Here is an 18,788-nt window from a genome sequence, read left to right as displayed (position 1 = left end):
GGCTTCATTCGTGCACGTCTTTGTAGCGCAGCATCTTCCCAAGCTGCTGCTCTTTCTCGTCATCAAAGCCGCACTGATGCACCCACTCGGCCGGGTTCTCGTAGGTGCCGAACATCATGTCCCACCAGGTGACGTCACCGTAGTTGTTCTTGTGCCGGCCGTGCTGATGGTGAATGCGGTGCATCTCCGGGCGCTGGAAGAAGAAGCCCACCCATCGCGGCGTCTTGATGTTGGTGTGATAGAAAAACTCGCCCAACGCCGTGCACAAGGTGTAGACCCCGCCAGCTTCTGGCGAGAGGCCCAGAAGCGCGTAGACCAGCACGCTGCCGATGATCGAATTGACCACCATTTCGCCGGGGTGCTTGTAGAAAGAGGTGATCACTTCCAGGCGCTGCGGGCTATGGTGAATCTGGTGAACGCCGCGCCAGAGCAGCGCGTGCTCATGGCGCCAGCGATGCCACCAATAGAAGATGAAGGTCGCGATGAAGTAGGCGACCAAGCCGCCCACAACCGGCGAGACGTGGTGCGAAAGCTGGAGCAGCGAGCGCGACGAGAACCAACGCTCCCACGTCACGCCGGCCAGCAGCACAACCCCCAGCTGAACCGCGTTGATGGCGAGCACGCGCAAGGGCCACGTCCGCACCCGCGGAAGCGTCCATCCGGGGATGACACGCTCAAGCACGAAGCAGAACACGAAGACAGAAAAGATGATGGACAGCATGGTTTCGGTTCCCGGAGTGCGGTTCAGCTACAAGCTCTCGGTGGCCACGGCCACGCCGTCGAACACGACCCGCAACTCAGGGCTGCGCAGCAGGCTTGCAGGCGTCACCGTCTCGCGATCCCAAGGGATGCTGCCGAAATACCAGACCCTCCAGAAGCCGACATGGGCGTTGGGATTGTCGGCAAGCAGGTGCGAAAACGTCTCCACCTCACCGACGCTCGTGCCGGTCGCTTCGATCAGCACCTCGCGCACATAGCGCGAGCAGAACTGCCGTCGCGAGTGAAGGTTGAACCCGGTGTCGTACCAGATTCCGGCCCGCTTATCCGCCGACGCGGCAACCTGCAGGCGCTGCTGCGGCGTCAGCTCGGCCCTGAGCCGCGCGACCGACACTCTGCCGCCCGCTGACCTGACGACGAACTCGGACAAAGGCGTCCTGCGCGAGAGCGGGAACTTGCTCTCTCCCAGCACCGGCTCTGCACCGGATGTGTCGACGACCACCCCGACGTGGTTCGTCCACGAGTTGGTTGCATCTGCGACCTCGCGAAAGGGCTTGGCGCTCACACGGATGAAGACCACGTCGCCCACTTTCATGTCGGACGCCAGCGCGGAGACTGACACGCTCGGCGGCGTGGCTGCTTCAGCCCACGTCAGCAGCGAGCAAGAGACCAGCAGGGCGCCGGCGATGGCAACGATCGGGTGTGTGGCAAACCGCATTTGAGACCTTCAGGAGTTGGAAGGCACTAAGGTTGCCAGGCGCTGTCGCCAATCGCATGCTCTTTGGGAACAGTTGCTTGAGCCGGGCACCGCAGTATCGATTTCCGATACCTTTCAATGCTTCAACACATCAGCGGAGGTTCAGCGATTTGGGCCGCAAGGCGAATCGCATAATCGCCGCCACAACAAGTGGGGAGAGGCGGCAGCATGAAAATCATCTTTGGCGTGATCGGCGCGGTCTTGGGTTTGCTGATGGGCGAACTCATCGGCGGGGTGATAGGCCTCGGGCTCGGCATTGCACTGGCCACGTTGCTGAAGAAGGCCGATGCGACAGCAACGCCTGAGCCCACGCGCACCGCTGCACAGGCGGCTGCGCCCTTGCCGGCTGCCCCACCGCCCATGGAAACGCGCGTGACGCGGCTAGAGCTGGAAGTGGCCGCACTGCGGGCCGAGGTGAAGCGCTTGTCGCTGCCCACAGGCGCTGCGCAGGCTGAGGCGGTGCCGGTGGATGCGCTTGCGCCGGTTGAGGCGCCATCGTTCTTCGCGTCGGTGCCGGCGCCCATTCCAGCCGCCACGCCCGCGGTGCTTGCGTTGCCTGTGATGCCACCCATCGCCCTGCGCGAGACCGAACTCGAAGAGGCACCTGACACCGCGCCGATGCCCTTGGCCGACCTGCCCACCTCGGCCACCTCGGCCACCTCGGCCACCCCGGCCACATCACCCCAACCGACTTCACCGCCGGCCAATGCACCGCCGCCGCGCCCGCCTGTGGCGCGCCCTGCACCCGTGCCGCAGCGGAGCCTGGAAGAGCGCATGCCGCCCTTCCTGCGCAAGCTCATCTTCGGCGGCAACACCATCGTCAAGGTGGGCGTGCTGATTCTTTTCCTGGGCCTGGCCTTCTTGCTGCGCTACGCGGCCGAGCGCGTCACGGTGCCGGTGGAGCTGCGCTATGCCGGCGTGGCCTTGCTGGGTGCGGTGCTGCTGGGCCTGGGCTGGCGGCTGCGCGAGCGCAAAGACGGCTATGGGCTGATTCTTCAAGGCGCGGGCATCGGGGTGTTCTACCTCACGGCGCTGGCTGCACTCAAGCTCAGCCACCTGTTGCCCCCTGAGCTGGCTTTCGCCTTTCTCTTTGCGGTGACGGTGCTGAGCGCCGTGCTGGCGGTGGTGCAAAACGCGCCCTGGCTCGCCTACGTGGCTGCAGCCGAGGGCTTTGCCGCGCCAGTGCTCGTGTCGACCGGCTCAGGCAACCACATCGCGCTCTTCAGCTACCTCGCCATCCTCGACATCGGCATCTTCCTGATGGCGTGGTTTCGCGCCTGGCGGCCGCTCAACCTCATCGGCGCGGTCGGCACATTCACACTGGCCGGCGCGTGGGCGCAGAAGTACTACGTCGATGCGCTGTACCCGAGCACGCAGGCATTTCTACTGTTCTTCTTCGTGCTCTTCACGCTGGTGGGTGTGCTGTTTGCGCGCCGTGCGCTGGCGCTGGGTGACGAGCCCGATGCGCGCCAGCCGCTGTCGCAGCGCGCCGCGCAGGCGCTGGCCCATGTGGGTCGGGTCGACAGCACGCTCACCTTCGGCGTGCCGCTCGCCAGCTACGGCCTGCAATACCTGCTGGTGCGCGGCAGCGAGTTCGGCCCCGCTTGGGCCGCGCTGGGCTTTGCCTTCTTCTACCTGCTGCTGGGTGGCGTGCTCATACGCGGCGGCAACAAGCGCTACGCGCTGCTCGGCGAAGCCTATGTGATCGTCGCCGTGATCTTCGGCACGCTGGCCATACCGCTGGCGCTCGAAGGCGAGTGGACGGGGGCCACCTGGGCCGTCGAAGCGGCCGGCATGTACTGGCTGGGCATGCGACAGCAGCGCCGCTATGCGCGTGCGTTTGCGCTGCTGGTACTGGCCGGCGCCACGGTGCGGCTTGCCAGTGCCTTGGGGCTCGATTTCAACCCCGGCACACCGTTGTTGACAGGCTCGGTGCTCAGCGTGCTGATGCTCGCCGCGAGTGCGCTCGCCATGTTTGTCACCGGCCGCCGCGCGCAGCTTGATACCCAAACCGACTGGGAAGCCGCCGGCAGCGTGGGCCAGCTTTGGATAGGCCTGGCCGCGCTCGCGGCCATGGCCTGGCTGATGCTGGTGCCGCAATGGGCCTGCGTGGCAACGGCCTTGCTCGCCCTGGCCTGCGCCGTGGTGCAGGTGCGCATCCGTCTGCCCGCGCTGCAATGGGCTAGCGCCGCGCTGCACGCCGTGGCCTTGGGTGGCTTTGCGACCACGCTGCATGCGCTGCACGGCTCGGCCATGTTGAGCAACGGCTGGCAAGGGCTGGCTGCTGCGGTGCTCATCGGCGCCAGCCTGCTGGCGAGCGCCTGGTTGCCATTGCGCGCGGCGCTGCGCGAGGCCGAGGCGCGCCATGCCGTGCCGCAGTGGTCGCTGGGCAGCAGCATAGGCCTGCTGGCAGGCATGGGCGCGCTCGGGTCCAGCTTGCTCTTCGTGATGCCCGCCGACGACGCTGCACGCATCTGGCCTTGGCTGGGGCTGGCTGCGTTGTGGCTGGGGTTGCGCCTGGGTCATCCGGCGCTGGCCATTGCCTGGGCTGCACTCCAATTCGGCTCGGCCCTGGCCTTCGGCGTCTACGGCCCCGAGCTGTGGGCCGACCGCAGCGCGCAGCTCACGCTGTGGACACCGCTGATCCTCACGCTGGCCGGCCTGCTCTCGGGTGACGCGCTGCAACGCGCCGCGAAGAAGCCCGTCACCAGCGCTTGGCTGCGCACGCCGTGGCTGCAATGGGGCGTGGTGCTGTGGAGCTTGGCCTGGTGGACGCAAGTGCTGCTGCCTGACGGCTACCGCCACCTCCTGTCCACGCAAACCAACTGGGTGCTGCTGTGGCCCGCGCTGCTCACCGGCTGGGTCGTCGCCACTTCGGTGTTCGTGACCCTCGTGGCCCGCTGGCGCGACTGGCGCGTGCTCGGGCAAACGGCTTGGGCCACCGCGCCGGCATGGGTGCTGACGGCCATGCTGGGTGTCGGTCTGGTGGGCTATGCGCCGCACGAGCATCTGGGCTGGGGGGTGTGGCCACTGGCCCTGGTGTGGCACGTGCTGTTGCTGAGGGCGCTCAAGCGCTGGTGGTCGCCGGCGGCGCTGGCCCCGCTGCACGTGGGGGGCTTCTGGTTGTTCGTGCTGCTGGCTGCCCGCGAAGCGCAGTGGTGGACAGCGAGCTGGGGCGACCCCGGCACGGCCTGGTCGGTGCTGGGCTGGGTGCTGGTGCCCGCCCTCGTGCTGGCGCTGGTGACGCGCCAGCGCATGCTGCAGCGCTGGCCGCTGAGCGAGTTTCGCGAGGCCTATTTGGTGGTGGCGTGTGCGCCAGTGGCGCTTTACCTGCTGCTGTGGCTGTGGGCCAGCAACACGCAGTCGGGCATCGCCCAGCCCCTGCCTTACGTGCCCTTGCTGAACCCGCTGGAGATCGGCCACGGCCTGGTGCTGCTGGCGCTGTTTCTGTGGCGTGGTGCCTTGCCTTCGTCGGTGCAAGTGCCTCGCCCCGTGCTGCTGGCCGGCCTGGGCGCCACCGCCTTTGCGCTCTACACCGGCATGGTGCTGCGCACCTGCCACCACTGGGCTGGCGTGCCCTGGGAAGCCCACGCCCTGTTCGACTCGACGCTCACCCAGGCGGCGCTGTCGGTGGCTTGGTCCATCGTGGGCGTGGCCTTGATGATGCTCGGCCACAAGCGCGTGCAGCGCGCCGTGTGGGTGGTGGGTGCAGCGCTGCTCGGTGTGGTGGTGCTCAAGCTCTTCTTCGTGGAGCTGGCCGACCGCGGCGGGCTGTACCGCATCGTGTCGTTCATCGTGGTGGGCCTGCTGTTGTTGCTGGTGGGTTACTTCGCACCCGTGCCCCCGAGCCGAAAGGAGGCCAGCGATGCTGTCTGATCTGTTGCACAAGCGCACGCGCTGGCTGATCGCCCTGTGGTCTGCATCAGCCCTGGCCGGCGAAGCGCCGCTGGCGCTGGAAGGCAGCGCGGCCTACCACCGGCTGAACGTGCCGCTGGCCGTGCTGGCGCAAACCAGCTCGCCCGACCTGCGCGACATACGCGTGCTCAACGCGCGTGGCGAGCCTGTGCCGTATGCGTGGGCAGACGAGCCGGCGCGGCCAGTGTCCGAAGAGCGCGAGCAGCGCGTGCCTTTCTTCCAGGCCCCGGCCGCCGCCTCGGCCACCACGGCGGCGCAACAAGGTGGTTGGGTGATCGACGTGCGTGGCGTCAACGGCGCATTGCTGGAGCTGGCGCTGAGCGTCTCGCCTCAAACGCACGGCCTTTACGATTTCGTGCTGGAGTACAGCGACAACCTGCAGCGCTGGCGCACCCATCTGCACCAGGCGCAACTGCTGTCGCTGCAGCACCAGGGCCTGCGGCTGGAGCACACCCGCTTCGACCTGGGCGGCCTGCGCGCGCGCTACCTGCGCCTGCGGCCCGCAACGGGCAGCCAACCACCACCGCTCACCGGTGCGAGGGTGCGCAGCGTCAGCCACTACCAGGCCGCGCCACCCCTGCAATGGAGCGATGCCATCGCGCCCAAGCAATGCACCCCGCAATACTGCGACTACCTGCTGCCGCGCCACCTGCCGCTCGAGCAACTGGAATGGCAGCTGGCCGACGCCAACACGCTTGCTTCGGTCGACGTGCTGGCGCAGTACGACAACAGCGTGGCACCCAACGCGCAAACACCCCGGCATCGCCATCACCTGCGCGGCCACCTGCACGGCCTGCGCGACAAGACGGCGCCCGACCCCTCGGGCACCGCATCGACACCGGTCTGGTCTGCCCTCACACGCACCACTGCCTACTGGCTGCGCCTGCCCCAAGGGGAGGTGCGCTCGCAACCGCTGGTGCTAGACGCCGGGCTGGTGACGCAATTGCGACTGCAGCCGGCCGGCGGCATGGTGCAGCTCGGCGCCAAGCCACCGACCCTTCGCGTGGGCGCACGAGCCGCCTCGCTGGTGTTCCTGGCGCGCCAGCCAGCGCCTTATCGCCTCGCTTGGGGAGGGGAGGCCACCCCCACGGCGCTCACGCTCGCGCAGCTGATGCCCACGCGCCAGGTCAACGACGCGCTGCCAGCGGAAACCGCCAGCGTGGTGATGCCTGCATTGCCCGCCGTGGTGGCAGCACCTGCGTCGGCCGCGGCCAGTGCGGCCGCGCCAGCACCCGTGCCCTCACGCAAGTTCTGGCTGTGGGCCGTGTTACTTGGTGCGTTGGGCCTGATGGGCTTGATGGCCTGGTCGCTGCTGCGGCCACGCCCTGACGCAAACGCTACAAAACCCTAGCGTCTCGCGAGGCTCACCGCGCCGCTGGCGGCGTTGGTCGGCGGCTTGGCTGCTGCGTCGCGGTAGCGCTTGGCCAGCGCTGCCGTGCTCTCGGGAGAGTCTTTCAGCGCGCGCCGCATGACGGCGATTTCGCCGAGCTGGCTCACGTCAACCAGGTGGCGCGCCGTCTGGGCGAGCGCAGCGCAGCTCCAGCGCTCGCGCTGTGTTGCGGTGCGGCGCGTGTAGACCTGCAGCACCGCATCGCGCTCGTCGCGCAAGGCCTGCACACGCTCGGTGGGCCAGCCCACGCGCTCGCCCAGCGTGGCCGCCATGCCCACGTCGCTCAGGCTCGTGCCCCTGGTGTGAAACACCTCGGCCACAGCCGCGCAGGTTTGCCGGCGGTTGGCATCGCGCACATGGGTTTCGGCGCAGTACTGGCTGGCCGCGAGGTGCGGCAAGACAAAGCCCGACTCGATTGCCATCAGCTCTTCGGCCAGAGCGCCCTTGGCCAGCAGGGGCGTGTCGGCCGGCAGCGTGGCCAGCGTGAGGCCCACGAGCGCGCCCCAGTGCGCGTCGGCAACGCTGGCATGCGAGGTGCGGTACAGCGCCTCGGCCACGGCTGCCGAATCGTTGCGCGCCTGCGCGTCAACAGCCACCTGTAGCCACGCGATCACGTTGCCAGGGTCCAGCCGCACCCATTGCTCCGAGGTGAGCAGCTGGCACATGCCGTCGGTGCGCTCGGCCTGGCAGGCGCGCAGAGCCCAGGCGTACACCTGCGGGGAGCGGGTGGAAAGCGCCATGCTCGCGAGCGTGTCGCGGGCAATCGTGTGCGACGGCACGACCTCATCACCCTCGCCTGCGGCACTCATGCTCTTCAGCAGCAAGCCCGCGGCGCGCGACTGCTCATCAGCGCTGCCGAGCAGCAAGGGCAGCAGCCGTGCACGCGCGCCCTGCGCCGCGAGCTGCACCGGCTCCATGCTCTTGGGTTGGCCCGCCTCGTCGGCCTTGACGCGGCCCACGCCGCACAGCTCGACCTCGTCGCTTGCCATCGGCAGCCTGGCGTCGGCAGCCGCCGACGCAGCTTGCATGCCCAGCTTCACGCTGTCGACACGGGCCAGCATCTCCGCCAGAGAAAGCTTTTGCTCGGCCGCCACGGGCCGCAGCTCGGGCGGGAGCTCATCGCCCACGCCGCCGAGCCAGGCCTGCCAGATCAGCGCGGCAAGTGCGACCAGGATCAGCACCACCCCCAGCCAGCGCGCACGCGAGCGGGGCTCGCCGATGTCGTTCAGTTCACTCACACGCCGCCCTCTGCAATTGCTTCTTTCACCGCGGCCACCTGGCGGCGCGACACCAGCAGCCATTCGTCGACCGGCGCCACGCGCACCACCCAGCCTTCGGCCGCTTCGTCTTCACCATCGGCCGGCAGCACGCGCCGCTCGAGGGCACGCAGGGCCTTGCGCGCCACCAACGCATTGCGGTGGATGCGCAGGAAGCGCTCGCCCAGGCGCTGCTCCAGGTCGGTGAGCGCGTCGTCGAGCACATGGGTGTGGGTGGCGGTGCGCAGGGTCACGTACTTGAGCTCGGCTTTGAGGTACAGCACCTCGGACACCGGCACACGCACCCGCCTGCCCAGCTCGTTGACCACGATCACCGGCTCGGCGTCGGGTTGGGCCGCGGGCTCGGCCGCACGCGCACCCAGGCGCTGCGCCACGCGCTGCAAGGCAGCCTGCAGGCGCTCGCGCCGCACGGGCTTGGTGAGGTAGTCGACGGCCTCCAGGTCGAAGGCCTGCAGCGCGTGCTCGGCATGTGCCGTCACGAAGACGATGGCGGGCGGTTTGGGCAGTTGCCTCAAACGCGCCGCGAGCTGGGTGCCGTCTGGGCCGGGCATGTGAATGTCGAGCAGCACAAGATCGCAGTCGTTGCTGGCGATCCATGCCAGCGCCTGGCCGGTATTGGCCGCCTCGCCGACAACCCGCGCCTTGGGCGATGCGCATTCGCTCACCAGGCTGCGCATGCGCAAGCGAGCCAGCTCTTCGTCGTCGACGACCAGCACCTTCAATTCATCGCTCATGAGTACCCCTCGTGCCGTTGACCGCCAGGCGACTCATAAGGGCACCACGATTTGCACACGGAATACATCGCGCTCCAGGCGCGTCTCGAACTGCGCGGCCACGTCGTGCATGAGCCGCAGCCGCTCGCGCACATTGCGCAGCGCCATGCCATTGCCCGGCCGCGACGGCTGCTTGGGCAAGGTGTTGACGATGCTCACCACCGCGTGCGCGCGCCTCACCCGCGTGCGGATGCGAATCACGCCGCCATCGGGCGACGGCTCCACGCCATGGCGCACCGCGTTTTCGACCAGCGGCTGCAGCAAGAGCGGTGGCACGCGGGCGGCGCCGGCGTCTTCGTCGAGCTCCCAGCTCACCTGCAGGCGCTCACCGAAGCGCACCTGTTCGATGGCCAGGTAGCGCTTGGCCAGTGCCACTTCATCAGACAGGCTGACCGACGCGCCGGTGTCGGTCAGCGCCACGCGAAACAGCTCGGCCAGGTCTTCGAGCAAGCCCTCGGTGCGCGCCGGGTCTAGACGCGCGAGCGTGATGGCGGTGTTGAGCGTGTTGAACAGAAAGTGCGGGCGTATGCGCGACTGCAGCTCGGCCAGCCGCGCAGTGGTATCAGCCGGCAAGCGCGCGCGCGCGCGCAGCGTGAGCCAGTAGAAGAGCGCGGCGGCCAGCGCCGCCCCAGCGAGCAGGGGCGCCACCCAGGGCACGCCGCCGCCCAGCAGGTTCAGGCCTCCGGCGCTCTGCAAGCCCCAGCCGAACCCACCGCTCACCGCGCCCAAGCCGACCGCGGCCACCCACTGCCCGGCAGGCGGCAGCGGCGCCAGCGCGCGCTTGAGCAGGCAGATCAGCACCAGCCACAGCAGCACAGCAGGCAAGGCAACGCTGGCACCCACCGCCACGAGCGTCAGCCAACTTTTGGTGTCGACGGCAGCAAACGAGACCGCCACCGCCAGCGCGCCATGCACGAACACCAGCGCGCGCAACACCACGCCTACATGGCAGACGTCGAAAGCCGAGCCCGCGCCCAGCAAGGCCGGCTGAGCCATTGCTTCCATTGGGCCAAAGCCGGTGGGGCCGAAGATGCTGCTGCTGTGGGGCAAGTCACCGGGGCGCGTGGCCTCGGCACCCGGCCGCGCCGGGCGGCTGCTCTGATCGGGGGCGGCTTTCGGGTCGGGTTCTGCCATAGGGGTGCCCGAATAGAATCGGGCGGTCTTCGATAAACGCGCAGGCACTGCGTCGTGCAGCGCATTGTCGCCAAGTCGCGCCGCCCGCAAACCGCCTGTACCAAGCGTTACACCCCCGCTTTCCCCTAGCAGCCCCATGCCCACCAACCAACTCGACAAGAAATCCCAAGCCTGGTCTGCGCTCTTCTCCGAGCCCATGAGCGAGCTGGTCAAGCGCTACACCTCGAGCGTGTTTTTCGACAAGCGCATGTGGAAAGCCGACATTGCAGGCAGCCTCGCTCACGCTGACATGCTGGCCGCGCAAGGCGTGATCGCGGCACAAGACCTGGCCGACATCCAGCGCGGCATGGCGCAGATCACGCAAGAGATCGAATCAAACACCTTCGAGTGGAAGCTAGACCTCGAAGACGTGCATCTCAACATCGAAGCCCGCCTCACCACACTGGTGGGCGATGCCGGCAAGCGCCTGCACACCGGCCGCTCGCGCAACGACCAGGTGGCCACCGACGTGCGCCTGTGGCTGCGCGACGAGATCGACACCCTGCTGCCGCTGCTCAAAGACATGCAGCTGGCGCTCGTGGGCGTGGCCGAGCACAACACCGAAACCATCTTGCCGGGCTACACCCACATGCAAGTGGCGCAGCCGGTGAGCTTTGCCCACCACCTGCTGGCCTATGTGGAGATGTTTGCGCGCGATGCCGAGCGCCTGCTCGATGTGCGCCGCCGCGTGAACCAGCTGCCACTCGGCGCCGCCGCGCTGGCCGGCACCAGCTACCCGCTGGACCGCGAGCGTGTGGCGAAAACCCTGGGCTTTGAAGGCGTATGCCAGAACAGCCTCGATGCCGTGAGCGACCGCGACTTTGCGCTCGAGTTTGCGAGCTTCGCCTCGATCACCATGGTGCATGTGTCGCGCCTGAGTGAAGAGATCGTGCTGTGGATGAGCCAGAACTTCAGCTTCATCGACCTCGCCGACCGTTACTGCACCGGCTCGTCGATCATGCCGCAGAAGCGCAACCCCGACGTCGCCGAGCTGGCACGCGGCAAGAGCGGCCGCGTGATCGGCCACCTGATGGGCTTGCTCACGCTGATGAAGGGCCAGCCCCTCACCTACAACAAGGACAACCAGGAAGACAAGGAGCCGCTGTTCGATACGGTGGACACCGTGCGCGACACGCTGCGCATCATGGCCGAGATGGTGGCCGGCATCATCGTCAAGCCCGAGGCCATGGCACTTGCCGCGAGCAAAGGCTACGCCACCGCCACCGACCTGGCCGACTACCTGGTGAAGAAGGGCCTGCCCTTCCGCGACGCCCACGAGGCCGTGGCCCATGCCGTGAAAGCCGCCATCGCGCAGGGCAAAGACCTGAGTGAGCTGCCGCTGGCCACGCTGCAAGGCTTCAACGCCGCCATCACCGACGACGTGTTCACCGTGCTGAGCCTGAAGGGCTCGCTCAACGCACGCAATGTGCTGGGTGGCACGGCACCGACCCAGGTGCGGGCACAGATTGCACGGCACCGCTCGCGCCTGGGCTGACATCAGCCCATGCATCCGCAAGGGTGTTTGCTGCGTAGAAAGCTCGATGAAACGACCTACACACCTCGGCCGTCTTGCGGCCACCCTGATGCTCACAGCTGCCGTGGCAGCGTGTTCCTCGGGCATCAACTTTCTCAAGCCATCGTCCACCCATGACCTGAACGAAGGCGTGAGCTACGGCAGCAACCCGCGCCAGAAGCTCGACATCTACCGCCCCACATCTCCCGCACCCGCAGGCGGTTGGCCGGTGGTGGTGTTCTTCTACGGTGGCTCGTGGAATTGGGGCAGCCGCGGCGAATACCAGTTCGTAGGCGAAGCCCTGGCCTCGCGCGGCGTGCTCACGCTGGTGGCCGACTACCGCCTCTACCCCGAGGTGCGCTACCCCGACTTCCTGACCGACAGTGCGGCGGCCCTCGCCTACGGCCTGCGCGAAGCCAGCAAGCTCGGAGGCAACCCGAAGCGCGTGTTCGTGATGGGCCACAGCGCGGGCGCGTACAACGCGGCCATGCTGGCGCTGGACGAGCGCTGGCTCAGAGCCGCCGGGCAATCGCCCACGGCCCTGGCCGGCTGGGTGGGCTTGGCCGGGCCCTACGACTTCCTGCCGATCACCAACCCAGAAGCGCAGCCCGTGTTCCATCACCCAAATTACCCCGCCGGCTCACAGCCGCTGGCGTACGCCCGCAAAGGCACGCCGCCCGCCTTTCTGGGTGCCGCGGCCAAAGACAAGCTGGTCAACCCACAGCGCAACACCGTGGGGCTGGCCAACAAACTGCAAGCGGCCGACGTGCCCGTCACGCTCAGGCTGTACGACGGCGTGAACCACGTAACGCTGGTCGCCTCGATGGCGTGGTCGCTGCGCTGGATGTCACCGGTGCTCGACGACGTGAGCGCCTTCGTCAAACGCGACGACCTGGCGCGCCCATGAAAAAGGCCGCCCGGAGGCGGCCTCTTCAGCTCGAAACCAAAAGCCTCAGTCGGACGCGCCGAGCACGTCACCGAAGCCTTGCCACAGCGTACCCGTGAACTTGGCCAACTGGCCTTGCTCGATCGGGTAGAAGTCGGTCGGGCTGGTGTTGACCGACATGCCCGGCAGCAGCAACGCCAGCTTGAAGCTCTTCAGGTTGGCAGCCTGCTTCATCACGTTTTCACGCGTCAGGTCGTTGCCGCACTGCTTCAGGACCTGCACCATGGTCTGGGCCGTCAGATAGCCGTACATGTTGCTGGCGTCTTTGGGGTCGCCATCACGGTAGTAGCGGCCCATGAAGGCGCGCCATTCGAGCATGGCGGGGTCGTCTTTCCACTGCGGATCATTGGGGTCCTTGTAGTACTGCAGCGTCATCAGGCCCACCGACTTGTCCAGGCCAGCGGGGGTGAGCACCGAGCCCACGGAGGCACCCACGTTGTTGACGATTTGCAGGGGCTTCCAGCCAGAGTCGTAGGCCTTGCGGATCGCCTGCGCCGCGAACTTGGGCGTGGTGATGTTGATGAAGGTGTCGGCGCCCGAATCCTTCAGCGTGAGAATTTGCGAATCAACGGTCGGGTCGGAGACTTCGTAGGTGGCCTCCTTGACGATCATCGCCGCGCCCTTGGCGCCCAGGCCGTCTTTCACGCCCTTGAGCACGTCTTTGCCGTAGTCGTCGTTCTGGTACAGCACGGCCACCTTGGCATTGGGCTTGTTCTTGAGCAACCACTTGGCGTAAATCGCACCTTCGGACTGGTAGCTCAGGTTGAAGCCCATGGTCCAGGGGAAGTTCTTCGGGTCACCCCACTTGGTGGCGCCGGTGGAGAGCAGCAGGTGCGGCACCTTCTTGGCGTTCATGTACTTGTGGATGGCGCTGTTGGGCGCGGTTCCCAAGGTGTTGAACGTGGCCAGCACTTCGTCTTGCTCGACCAGTTTGCGAATCTGCTCCACCGTCTTGGGCGGGCTGTAGCCGTCGTCGAGGCTGACCAGGTTGATCTTGCGGCCGTTGACGCCGCCCTGATCGTTGATCATTTTGAAATAGGCTTGGTGCAGCTTGCCGATCGTGCCGTAGGCCGAGGCCGGGCCGCTGTACGGCATGGTCTGGCCGAGCTTGATCTCGGTATCAGAAGCACCGGGGCCGTATTTGCCAGCCGCAGAGGCGCTGACAGGAATCAGGGTGACTGCAAGCGCTGCAAACGCTGCGCCCCACTGGGCAAGCTTCAAATTTCTCGATGTCATGTTGCTTCCTTTCAATGACTGTCGAACACAAAAAACGCTTGGCATACGCATCAGAAACGCACCAGGCAACGTGACGGGCCTACTGACTTACCCGCCTTCGTAAAAACCGAGCCCTTACGAGCCGCACGAACCCCGCCACACCTGTGGGCATCACGTACATGAAGACGATGAGGAACACGCCATAAATGGCCCACGGCGCCGCCTTGGAAATCTCGCCTGCCACGTTGGGAACGAACTGGATGAACAGCGCTCCGTAAATCGCCCCCGAGATCGACGAAAGGCCGCCAATCACCACGCCGATGAAGAGAGTGAACGACAAGAAGATGCCGAACGAATCGGGTGCCACGAACTGCACCAGGATGGCGCCGAGTGCGCCCGCCACGCCGGTATAGAACGCCGACACGCCGAAGGTGAGCGACTTGTACATCGCCGTGTTCACCCCCATGGCTTGCGCTGCAACCGGCTGGTCGCGTATGGCCACCATGGCCCGGCCCACGCGGCCGCGCAACAGGTTCCAGGCCACGAAGAAGAGCAGCACCGTCCAGGCCAGGGTGAAGAAATACAGCCACTGGTCTTGCGAGATCTTGAGCCATTCGGGCGGGTCGGGTTTGATGATCACGATGCCCTGCGATCCGCCCGTCCAGTGCTCGAAGACCTGGTGCTTGAGGATCTGCGGCATCGCAATGCCCAGCGCCAGCGTGGCGATCGACAGATACAGGCCTTCGAGCCGCAGCGCGGGCAGGCCGAAGAGAAAGCCAGCACACAGGCAGATGACGCCGGCAATGGGAATCGTCAACCAATAAGGCATGCCCACCCTGTCCATCAGGATGGCCGCTGTGTAGGCACCGATGGCATAGAACGCACCGTGGCCGAGCGAGATCTGGCCGTTGAAGCCCATCAGCATGTTCAAGCCAAGGATGGCGATGGCATAGGCCAGGGCCAGCGTGATCTGGAAGACGCGGTAGTTGGTGAGCAAGAACGGCAAGATGCAGGCTGCGACCAGCAGCAGTGCAAGGCCAATCAGTTGCTGGCGACTGAGTGCCGGCTTGTTCGGCGCAACGGTAGGTGTAGCGGAGGTAGTCATTCAGACTCTCGAGACATTGACTTTGCCGAACAGGCCCGAGGGCCGGATCAAGAGCACGGTGACGATCAGGATCAGGGCAATGGTGAACTTGAGCTCATTGCCCAAGTACATGCCGACCACGTTTTCCAGCACGCCCACCATGAAGCCACCCGCCACCGCGCCGCCCGGGCTGTCGATGCCGCCCAGCAAAGCGCCCGCAAAGGCGTACAGCAGCACGCCGCCCATCATGTTGGGCTCTAGGAAGACGACCGGCGCGATCATCATCCCGGCCACACCGCCGATGGCGGCGGCCAAGCCCCAGCCCAGCGCGAGCATCCAGCCCACGCGCACGCCGACCAGGCGGCTGGACACCGGGTTCTGCGCGGCTGCCCGCATGGCCAGGCCCAGCGGCGTAAAGCGGAAGAAGAAGAACAGCAGCAGCAAAAGCACCAGGGTGATGCCCATCGAGCCCAGCTCATGCGACGACATGTACGAGTTGCCAAAAAGCGGCTTCTCGGGGAAGGGGCTGACAAAAGGCTTGATCGTGTAGCTGAACACCCAGCCGGCCACGCTGTTGAAGATAACCAGCAGGCCGATGAACACCGTGACCACCGCGAGGATGGGGGCGTTTTCCACCGGTCGGATGATCACGCGCTCGATCACCACGCCGGCAAGAAAAGACACTGCCACCGTGAGGAAAAAGGCCACCCAGTAGGGCAGGCCCGCCTGGAGCAGCGTCCAGGCCAGGTAGGTGGCAAACATCGCCATCTCACCCTGCGCGAAGTTCACGTGGTGCGTGGCCTGGTAGATCATGACCAGGGCCAGTGCCATGCTGGCGTAGATGCCGCCGGTGGCCAGGCCAGAGAGGATTTGATGGATCAGAAGGTCCATGGGATTTTGTTCTTCTAGTAGCCGAGGTAGGAGCGACGCACCGACTCGTCGTTGCGTATCGATTCCGACGTGCCCGAGATGACCACCCGGCCGGTCTCGAGCAGGTAAGCGTGGTCGGCCAGCTTGAGCGCGAGCGAGGCGTTCTGCTCCACCAGCAGCATGCTGATCTTGTCGGTCTGGTTGATGGTTTTGAAGATCGCGAACATCTCTTGCACCACCAGTGGTGCCAAGCCAAACGAAGGCTCGTCAAGCAACAGCAAACGCGGGCGCAGCATGAGCGCACGCGACACCGCCAGCATCTGCTGCTCGCCGCCCGACAGCGTGCCCGCCTGCTGCTTGCGGCGCTCTTTCAAACGCGGGAAGTAGGTGTACATGCGCTCGTAGTCCAGCGCCACTTCGGCGCGGTCTTTGCGCGTGTACGCGCCCATGCGCAGGTTTTCTTCGGTCGTGAAGTTGAGAAAGGTGCCTCGGCCGTCGGGCACGTGGGCCACGCCCATGCGCACGATGCTTTCGGTGGCCTTGCCGTCGATGCGCTCGCCACCGAGCGTTACCTCGCCCTGGGTCTTGACCATAGCGCAAACGGCGCGCAGCGTGGTCGTTTTGCCGGCCCCGTTGGCACCGAGGATGGTGGTGATGCCACCGGCCTTCACGTCGAAATCGAGGCCGTGCAGCACCTTGGTGGCGCCGTACTGGGCGTGCAAACCCCGCACCTGAAGCAGAACGTCGCTCATGCCTCAGTCCCCAGATAAGCCTTGATCACCTCGGCATTGCTCTGCACTTCGGCAGGCGTACCGTCGGCGATCTTGCTGCCGAAGTTGAGCGCGACCACTTGGTCGGAGACGCGCATCACGAGATTCATGTGGTGCTCCACCAGCAAGATGGTCAGCTTGAGTTCTTGGCGGATGTGGCGCAGCAGCTCCATCAAGGCCTCCACCTCTTCGTGGTTGAGGCCGCCGGCGGGTTCGTCGAGCAGCAGCAGCTTGGGCTGGGTGATCAGCGCACGCGCCAGCTCCACGCGCTTCTGCGTGCCGAAAGGCAGGTCGGCCACGGCCACCTCGGCCACACTGCCGAGATCGAGCAAGGCAATAACGTGTGCCACGTGCCCGCGCAAGCGCTCTTCTTCGCGCCGCACGTGCGGCAGCCGAAAAGCGTTGGCGAGGTAGCCGGTGCTGGTGCGGCTGTGGCCACCCAGCATGATGTTTTGCCGCACGCTCATGGTGCGAAACAGCGCCAAATTTTGAAACGTTCGGCCGATGCCTAGCGATGCAATGCCGTGCGGCGCCGTCTCGGTGAGCGACGTGCCTTCGAATTTGATCTGGCCTTCGCTGAAGCTGTAGATGCGCGAGAGGCAATTGAACAGCGTGGTCTTGCCAGCACCGTTAGGCCCGATCAGGCCGACGATCTTGCCTGCAGCGACGGAAAACGAGACCTTGTCCAAGGCCGTGATGCCGCCAAAGCGAACCGTCACATCGGTGACGTCCAGCAGCGGCGGTGTGATGCGCGCGTCGATTCGATCTCTCCCTGTTTACTGCCAGATGTACCGCAGGGTGGAATTTGAATCCACGCTGGGGCTCGCCGTTTGCTGCGAACCGTGGGCAATGTAGTGGAGTGATGCTCGTTTGAAAGAGGTCTTACCCTATTCGGGACATGACTGAGGGGGTTCACAGTTCCGCACAACGGAATATAGAGGGCGCGGCAATTTCACCTGAGCAAGCCCCATTTGCGCGCCTCAATGCGCTTGGTCCCAGTTCGGGCCCACACCCACTTCGGCCAGCAGTGGCACCTTCAGGCTGGCCACGCTCGCCATCAGGCGCGGGATCTCGCCCCGCGCCCATTCAAGCTCGGCTTCGGGCACTTCGAACACCAGCTCGTCGTGCACCTGCATCACCATCAGCGTGGCGCGCTTCTGCTCATCTAGCGCGGCCTGCACCGCAATCATGGCGAGCTTGATCAGGTCGGCCGCCGTGCCCTGCATGGGCGCGTTGATGGCCTGGCGCTCGGCACCGGCCTTGCGCGGGCCGTTGCCGCCGTTGATCTCGGGCAGGTAGATGCGCCGGCCGAACAAGGTCTCGACGTAGCCGCGCTCCTTGGCCGAGGCCTTGGTGTCGTCCATGTATTGCTTCACCCCTGGGTAGCGCGCGAAGTAGCGCTCGATGTACTGCGACGCCGCGCCGCGCTCGATGCCCAGGCTTGCGGCCAGACCGAACGCTCCCATGCCGTAGATCAAGCCGAAGTTGATGGTCTTGGCGTAACGGCGCTGCTCGCTCGTGACCGCCGCGGGCTCAATGCCGAACACCTCAGCTGCCGTTGCGCGGTGCACGTCCATGCCTTCGGCAAAGGCCTTGAGCAGATTCGCGTCGCTGCTGATGTCGGCCATGATGCGCAGCTCGATCTGCGAGTAATCGGCGCTCACGATCACCTTGCCCGGGCCCGCGATGAAGGCCTCGCGCACACGCCGGCCTTCGGCGGTGCGGATGGGAATGTTCTGCAGATTGGGGTCGTTGCTCGACAACCGCCCCGTCACCGCCACCGCCTGCGCGTAGTTGGTGTGCACACGGCCGGTCGCGGTGTTGACCATCAAGGGCAGCTTGTCGGTGTAGGTGCCCTTCAGCTTCGAGAGTGAGCGGTGCTCCAGCAGCTTGGCCGGCAGCGGGTAGTCCTCGGCCAGCTTGTCGAGCACTTCCTCATCGGTGCTGGGTGCGCCGCTGGCGGTCTTCTTGATCACCGGCAGGCCGAGCTTGCCGAACAAGATCTCGCCGATCTGCTTCGGTGACCCCATGTTGAAGGGCTGACCCGCCAACTCGTGCGCCTCACGCTCCAGCGCCATCATGCGTTCGCCCAGCTGATGGCTTTGCTGCGCGAGCAGGGTCGAATCGATCAGCACGCCATTGCGCTCGATGCGCTCCAGTATGGTCGCCACCGGCAGCTCGATCTGCTCGTACACATAGCGCAGGCCACGCTCGGCCTCGACTTGCGGCCACAGCGTTTGGTGCACCTGCAGCGTCATCTCGCTGTCTTCGCACGAGTATTGCGACGCCTTCTCGATGTCAACCTGCGCAAACGAAATCTGCTGCGCTCCCTTGCCGCACACGTCTTCATAACTCAGGCCGCTGCGGCCCAGGTGACGCAGGGCCAGG

At 66.0% G+C, this 18,788-nt stretch carries 15 protein-coding genes; 4 read left to right on the top strand and 11 right to left on the bottom strand.

Features of this window, described 5'->3' with window-relative positions:
* Positions 1–4 precede the first annotated feature (4 nt).
* Both AC30QB_RS04115 and AC30QB_RS04110 read right to left on the bottom strand, forming a co-directional pair.
* Positions 5–721, bottom strand: coding sequence for a sterol desaturase family protein (locus tag AC30QB_RS04115; protein WP_489544920.1), 717 nt, complete (start codon positions 719–721; stop codon positions 5–7).
* Between the two features lie 27 nt (positions 722–748).
* A complete protein-coding gene (locus AC30QB_RS04110; protein WP_489544919.1) occupies positions 749–1,435 on the bottom strand; it encodes a YebB family permuted papain-like enzyme in 687 nt (228 codons plus the stop codon).
* Positions 1,436–1,642: 207 nt separating this feature from the next.
* On the opposite strand from AC30QB_RS04110, the gene AC30QB_RS04105 reads away from it, so the two are divergent.
* Positions 1,643–5,350 carry a DUF2339 domain-containing protein gene (locus AC30QB_RS04105; protein ID WP_489544918.1) on the top strand — a complete coding sequence of 1,236 codons (3,708 nt, stop codon included), beginning with the start codon at positions 1,643–1,645 and terminating at the stop codon, positions 5,348–5,350.
* The gene (locus AC30QB_RS04100; RefSeq protein WP_489544917.1) at positions 5,340–6,740 is read left to right on the top strand and encodes a DUF3999 family protein; all 1,401 of its coding nucleotides are present in this window, start codon (positions 5,340–5,342) and stop codon (positions 6,738–6,740) included. Before AC30QB_RS04105 ends, AC30QB_RS04100 begins: the two co-directional genes overlap by 11 nt.
* On the opposite strand, the gene AC30QB_RS04095 is transcribed toward AC30QB_RS04100, so the two are convergent.
* Genes AC30QB_RS04095 through AC30QB_RS04085 form a run of 3 tightly spaced genes read right to left on the bottom strand, consistent with a single transcriptional unit; the run spans position 6,737 to position 9,963 of the window.
* The gene (locus tag AC30QB_RS04095) at positions 6,737–8,017 is read right to left on the bottom strand and encodes a hypothetical protein (RefSeq protein ID WP_489544916.1); all 1,281 of its coding nucleotides are present in this window, start codon (positions 8,015–8,017) and stop codon (positions 6,737–6,739) included. The two genes, AC30QB_RS04100 and AC30QB_RS04095, sit on opposite strands and share 4 nt — an antisense overlap.
* Complete coding sequence (locus tag AC30QB_RS04090; protein WP_489544915.1) at positions 8,014–8,790, bottom strand: LytR/AlgR family response regulator transcription factor; 777 nt, start codon at positions 8,788–8,790, stop codon at positions 8,014–8,016. Before AC30QB_RS04090 ends, AC30QB_RS04095 begins: the two co-directional genes overlap by 4 nt.
* 33 nt (positions 8,791–8,823) lie before the next feature.
* Positions 8,824–9,963 (bottom strand): sensor histidine kinase, encoded by a 1,140-nt coding sequence (locus AC30QB_RS04085; RefSeq protein ID WP_489544914.1) that lies wholly within the window; start codon positions 9,961–9,963, stop codon positions 8,824–8,826.
* A 136-nt stretch (positions 9,964–10,099) separates the two neighbouring features.
* Here AC30QB_RS04085 and argH point away from each other — a divergent pair, with 136 nt between their 5' ends.
* Both argH and AC30QB_RS04075 read left to right on the top strand, forming a co-directional pair.
* Positions 10,100–11,497 carry an argininosuccinate lyase gene (argH, locus tag AC30QB_RS04080; RefSeq protein WP_489544913.1) on the top strand — a complete coding sequence of 466 codons (1,398 nt, stop codon included), beginning with the start codon at positions 10,100–10,102 and terminating at the stop codon, positions 11,495–11,497.
* A gap of 46 nt (positions 11,498–11,543) precedes the next feature.
* Entirely contained in the window at positions 11,544–12,422 is an 879-nt protein-coding gene (locus tag AC30QB_RS04075; RefSeq protein WP_489544912.1) for an alpha/beta hydrolase, read from the top strand.
* Between the two features lie 45 nt (positions 12,423–12,467).
* Here the strand turns inward: AC30QB_RS04075 and AC30QB_RS04070 are convergent, their stop codons facing one another.
* The 6 genes from AC30QB_RS04070 to AC30QB_RS04045 all read right to left on the bottom strand — a co-directional run.
* Complete coding sequence (locus AC30QB_RS04070) at positions 12,468–13,697, bottom strand: ABC transporter substrate-binding protein (RefSeq protein WP_489544911.1); 1,230 nt, start codon at positions 13,695–13,697, stop codon at positions 12,468–12,470.
* Positions 13,698–13,776: 79 nt separating this feature from the next.
* Positions 13,777–14,781, bottom strand: a complete 1,005-nt coding sequence (locus AC30QB_RS04065; protein ID WP_489544910.1) for a branched-chain amino acid ABC transporter permease — start codon at positions 14,779–14,781, stop codon at positions 13,777–13,779.
* Positions 14,782–15,651 (bottom strand): branched-chain amino acid ABC transporter permease, encoded by an 870-nt coding sequence (locus AC30QB_RS04060; RefSeq protein WP_489544909.1) that lies wholly within the window; start codon positions 15,649–15,651, stop codon positions 14,782–14,784. It abuts the gene before it with no gap.
* Between the two features lie 14 nt (positions 15,652–15,665).
* Positions 15,666–16,382: an ABC transporter ATP-binding protein gene (locus AC30QB_RS04055; protein ID WP_489544908.1), complete on the bottom strand. Its 717-nt coding sequence runs from the start codon at positions 16,380–16,382 to the stop codon at positions 15,666–15,668.
* Positions 16,379–17,119 carry an ABC transporter ATP-binding protein gene (locus AC30QB_RS04050; protein WP_489544907.1) on the bottom strand — a complete coding sequence of 247 codons (741 nt, stop codon included), beginning with the start codon at positions 17,117–17,119 and terminating at the stop codon, positions 16,379–16,381. The genes AC30QB_RS04055 and AC30QB_RS04050 overlap by 4 nt, the downstream gene beginning before the upstream one ends.
* Positions 17,120–17,380: 261 nt before the next feature.
* Positions 17,381–18,788: DNA polymerase (locus AC30QB_RS04045; protein WP_489544906.1), on the bottom strand; the 1,408-nt coding region annotated here is incomplete at its 5' end.

Source organism: Rhizobacter sp., from assembly GCF_046595475.1.
Lineage (GTDB): Bacteria > Pseudomonadota > Gammaproteobacteria > Burkholderiales > Burkholderiaceae_C > Rhizobacter.
The sequence above is the reverse complement of the archived record's forward strand: the minus strand, read 5'-3'. Positions and strand labels throughout refer to the sequence as shown.

What these genes read in the sequence shown, in the direction of transcription:
- AC30QB_RS04110 (WP_489544919.1), bottom strand. Translation starts at nt 1,435, where the DNA reads ATGCGGTTTGCCACACACCCGATCGTTGCCATCGCCGGCGCCCTGCTG.
- AC30QB_RS04100 (WP_489544917.1), top strand. Translation starts at nt 5,340, where the DNA reads ATGCTGTCTGATCTGTTGCACAAGCGCACGCGCTGGCTGATCGCCCTG.
- AC30QB_RS04115 (WP_489544920.1), bottom strand. Translation starts at nt 721, where the DNA reads ATGCTGTCCATCATCTTTTCTGTCTTCGTGTTCTGCTTCGTGCTTGAG.
- AC30QB_RS04105 (WP_489544918.1), top strand. Translation starts at nt 1,643, where the DNA reads ATGAAAATCATCTTTGGCGTGATCGGCGCGGTCTTGGGTTTGCTGATG.
- AC30QB_RS04075 (WP_489544912.1), top strand. Translation starts at nt 11,544, where the DNA reads ATGAAACGACCTACACACCTCGGCCGTCTTGCGGCCACCCTGATGCTC.
- AC30QB_RS04090 (WP_489544915.1), bottom strand. Translation starts at nt 8,790, where the DNA reads ATGAGCGATGAATTGAAGGTGCTGGTCGTCGACGACGAAGAGCTGGCT.
- AC30QB_RS04070 (WP_489544911.1), bottom strand. Translation starts at nt 13,697, where the DNA reads ATGACATCGAGAAATTTGAAGCTTGCCCAGTGGGGCGCAGCGTTTGCA.
- AC30QB_RS04055 (WP_489544908.1), bottom strand. Translation starts at nt 16,382, where the DNA reads ATGAGCGACGTTCTGCTTCAGGTGCGGGGTTTGCACGCCCAGTACGGC.
- AC30QB_RS04085 (WP_489544914.1), bottom strand. Translation starts at nt 9,963, where the DNA reads ATGGCAGAACCCGACCCGAAAGCCGCCCCCGATCAGAGCAGCCGCCCG.
- AC30QB_RS04060 (WP_489544909.1), bottom strand. Translation starts at nt 15,651, where the DNA reads ATGGACCTTCTGATCCATCAAATCCTCTCTGGCCTGGCCACCGGCGGC.
- AC30QB_RS04065 (WP_489544910.1), bottom strand. Translation starts at nt 14,781, where the DNA reads ATGACTACCTCCGCTACACCTACCGTTGCGCCGAACAAGCCGGCACTC.
- argH (WP_489544913.1), top strand. Translation starts at nt 10,100, where the DNA reads ATGCCCACCAACCAACTCGACAAGAAATCCCAAGCCTGGTCTGCGCTC.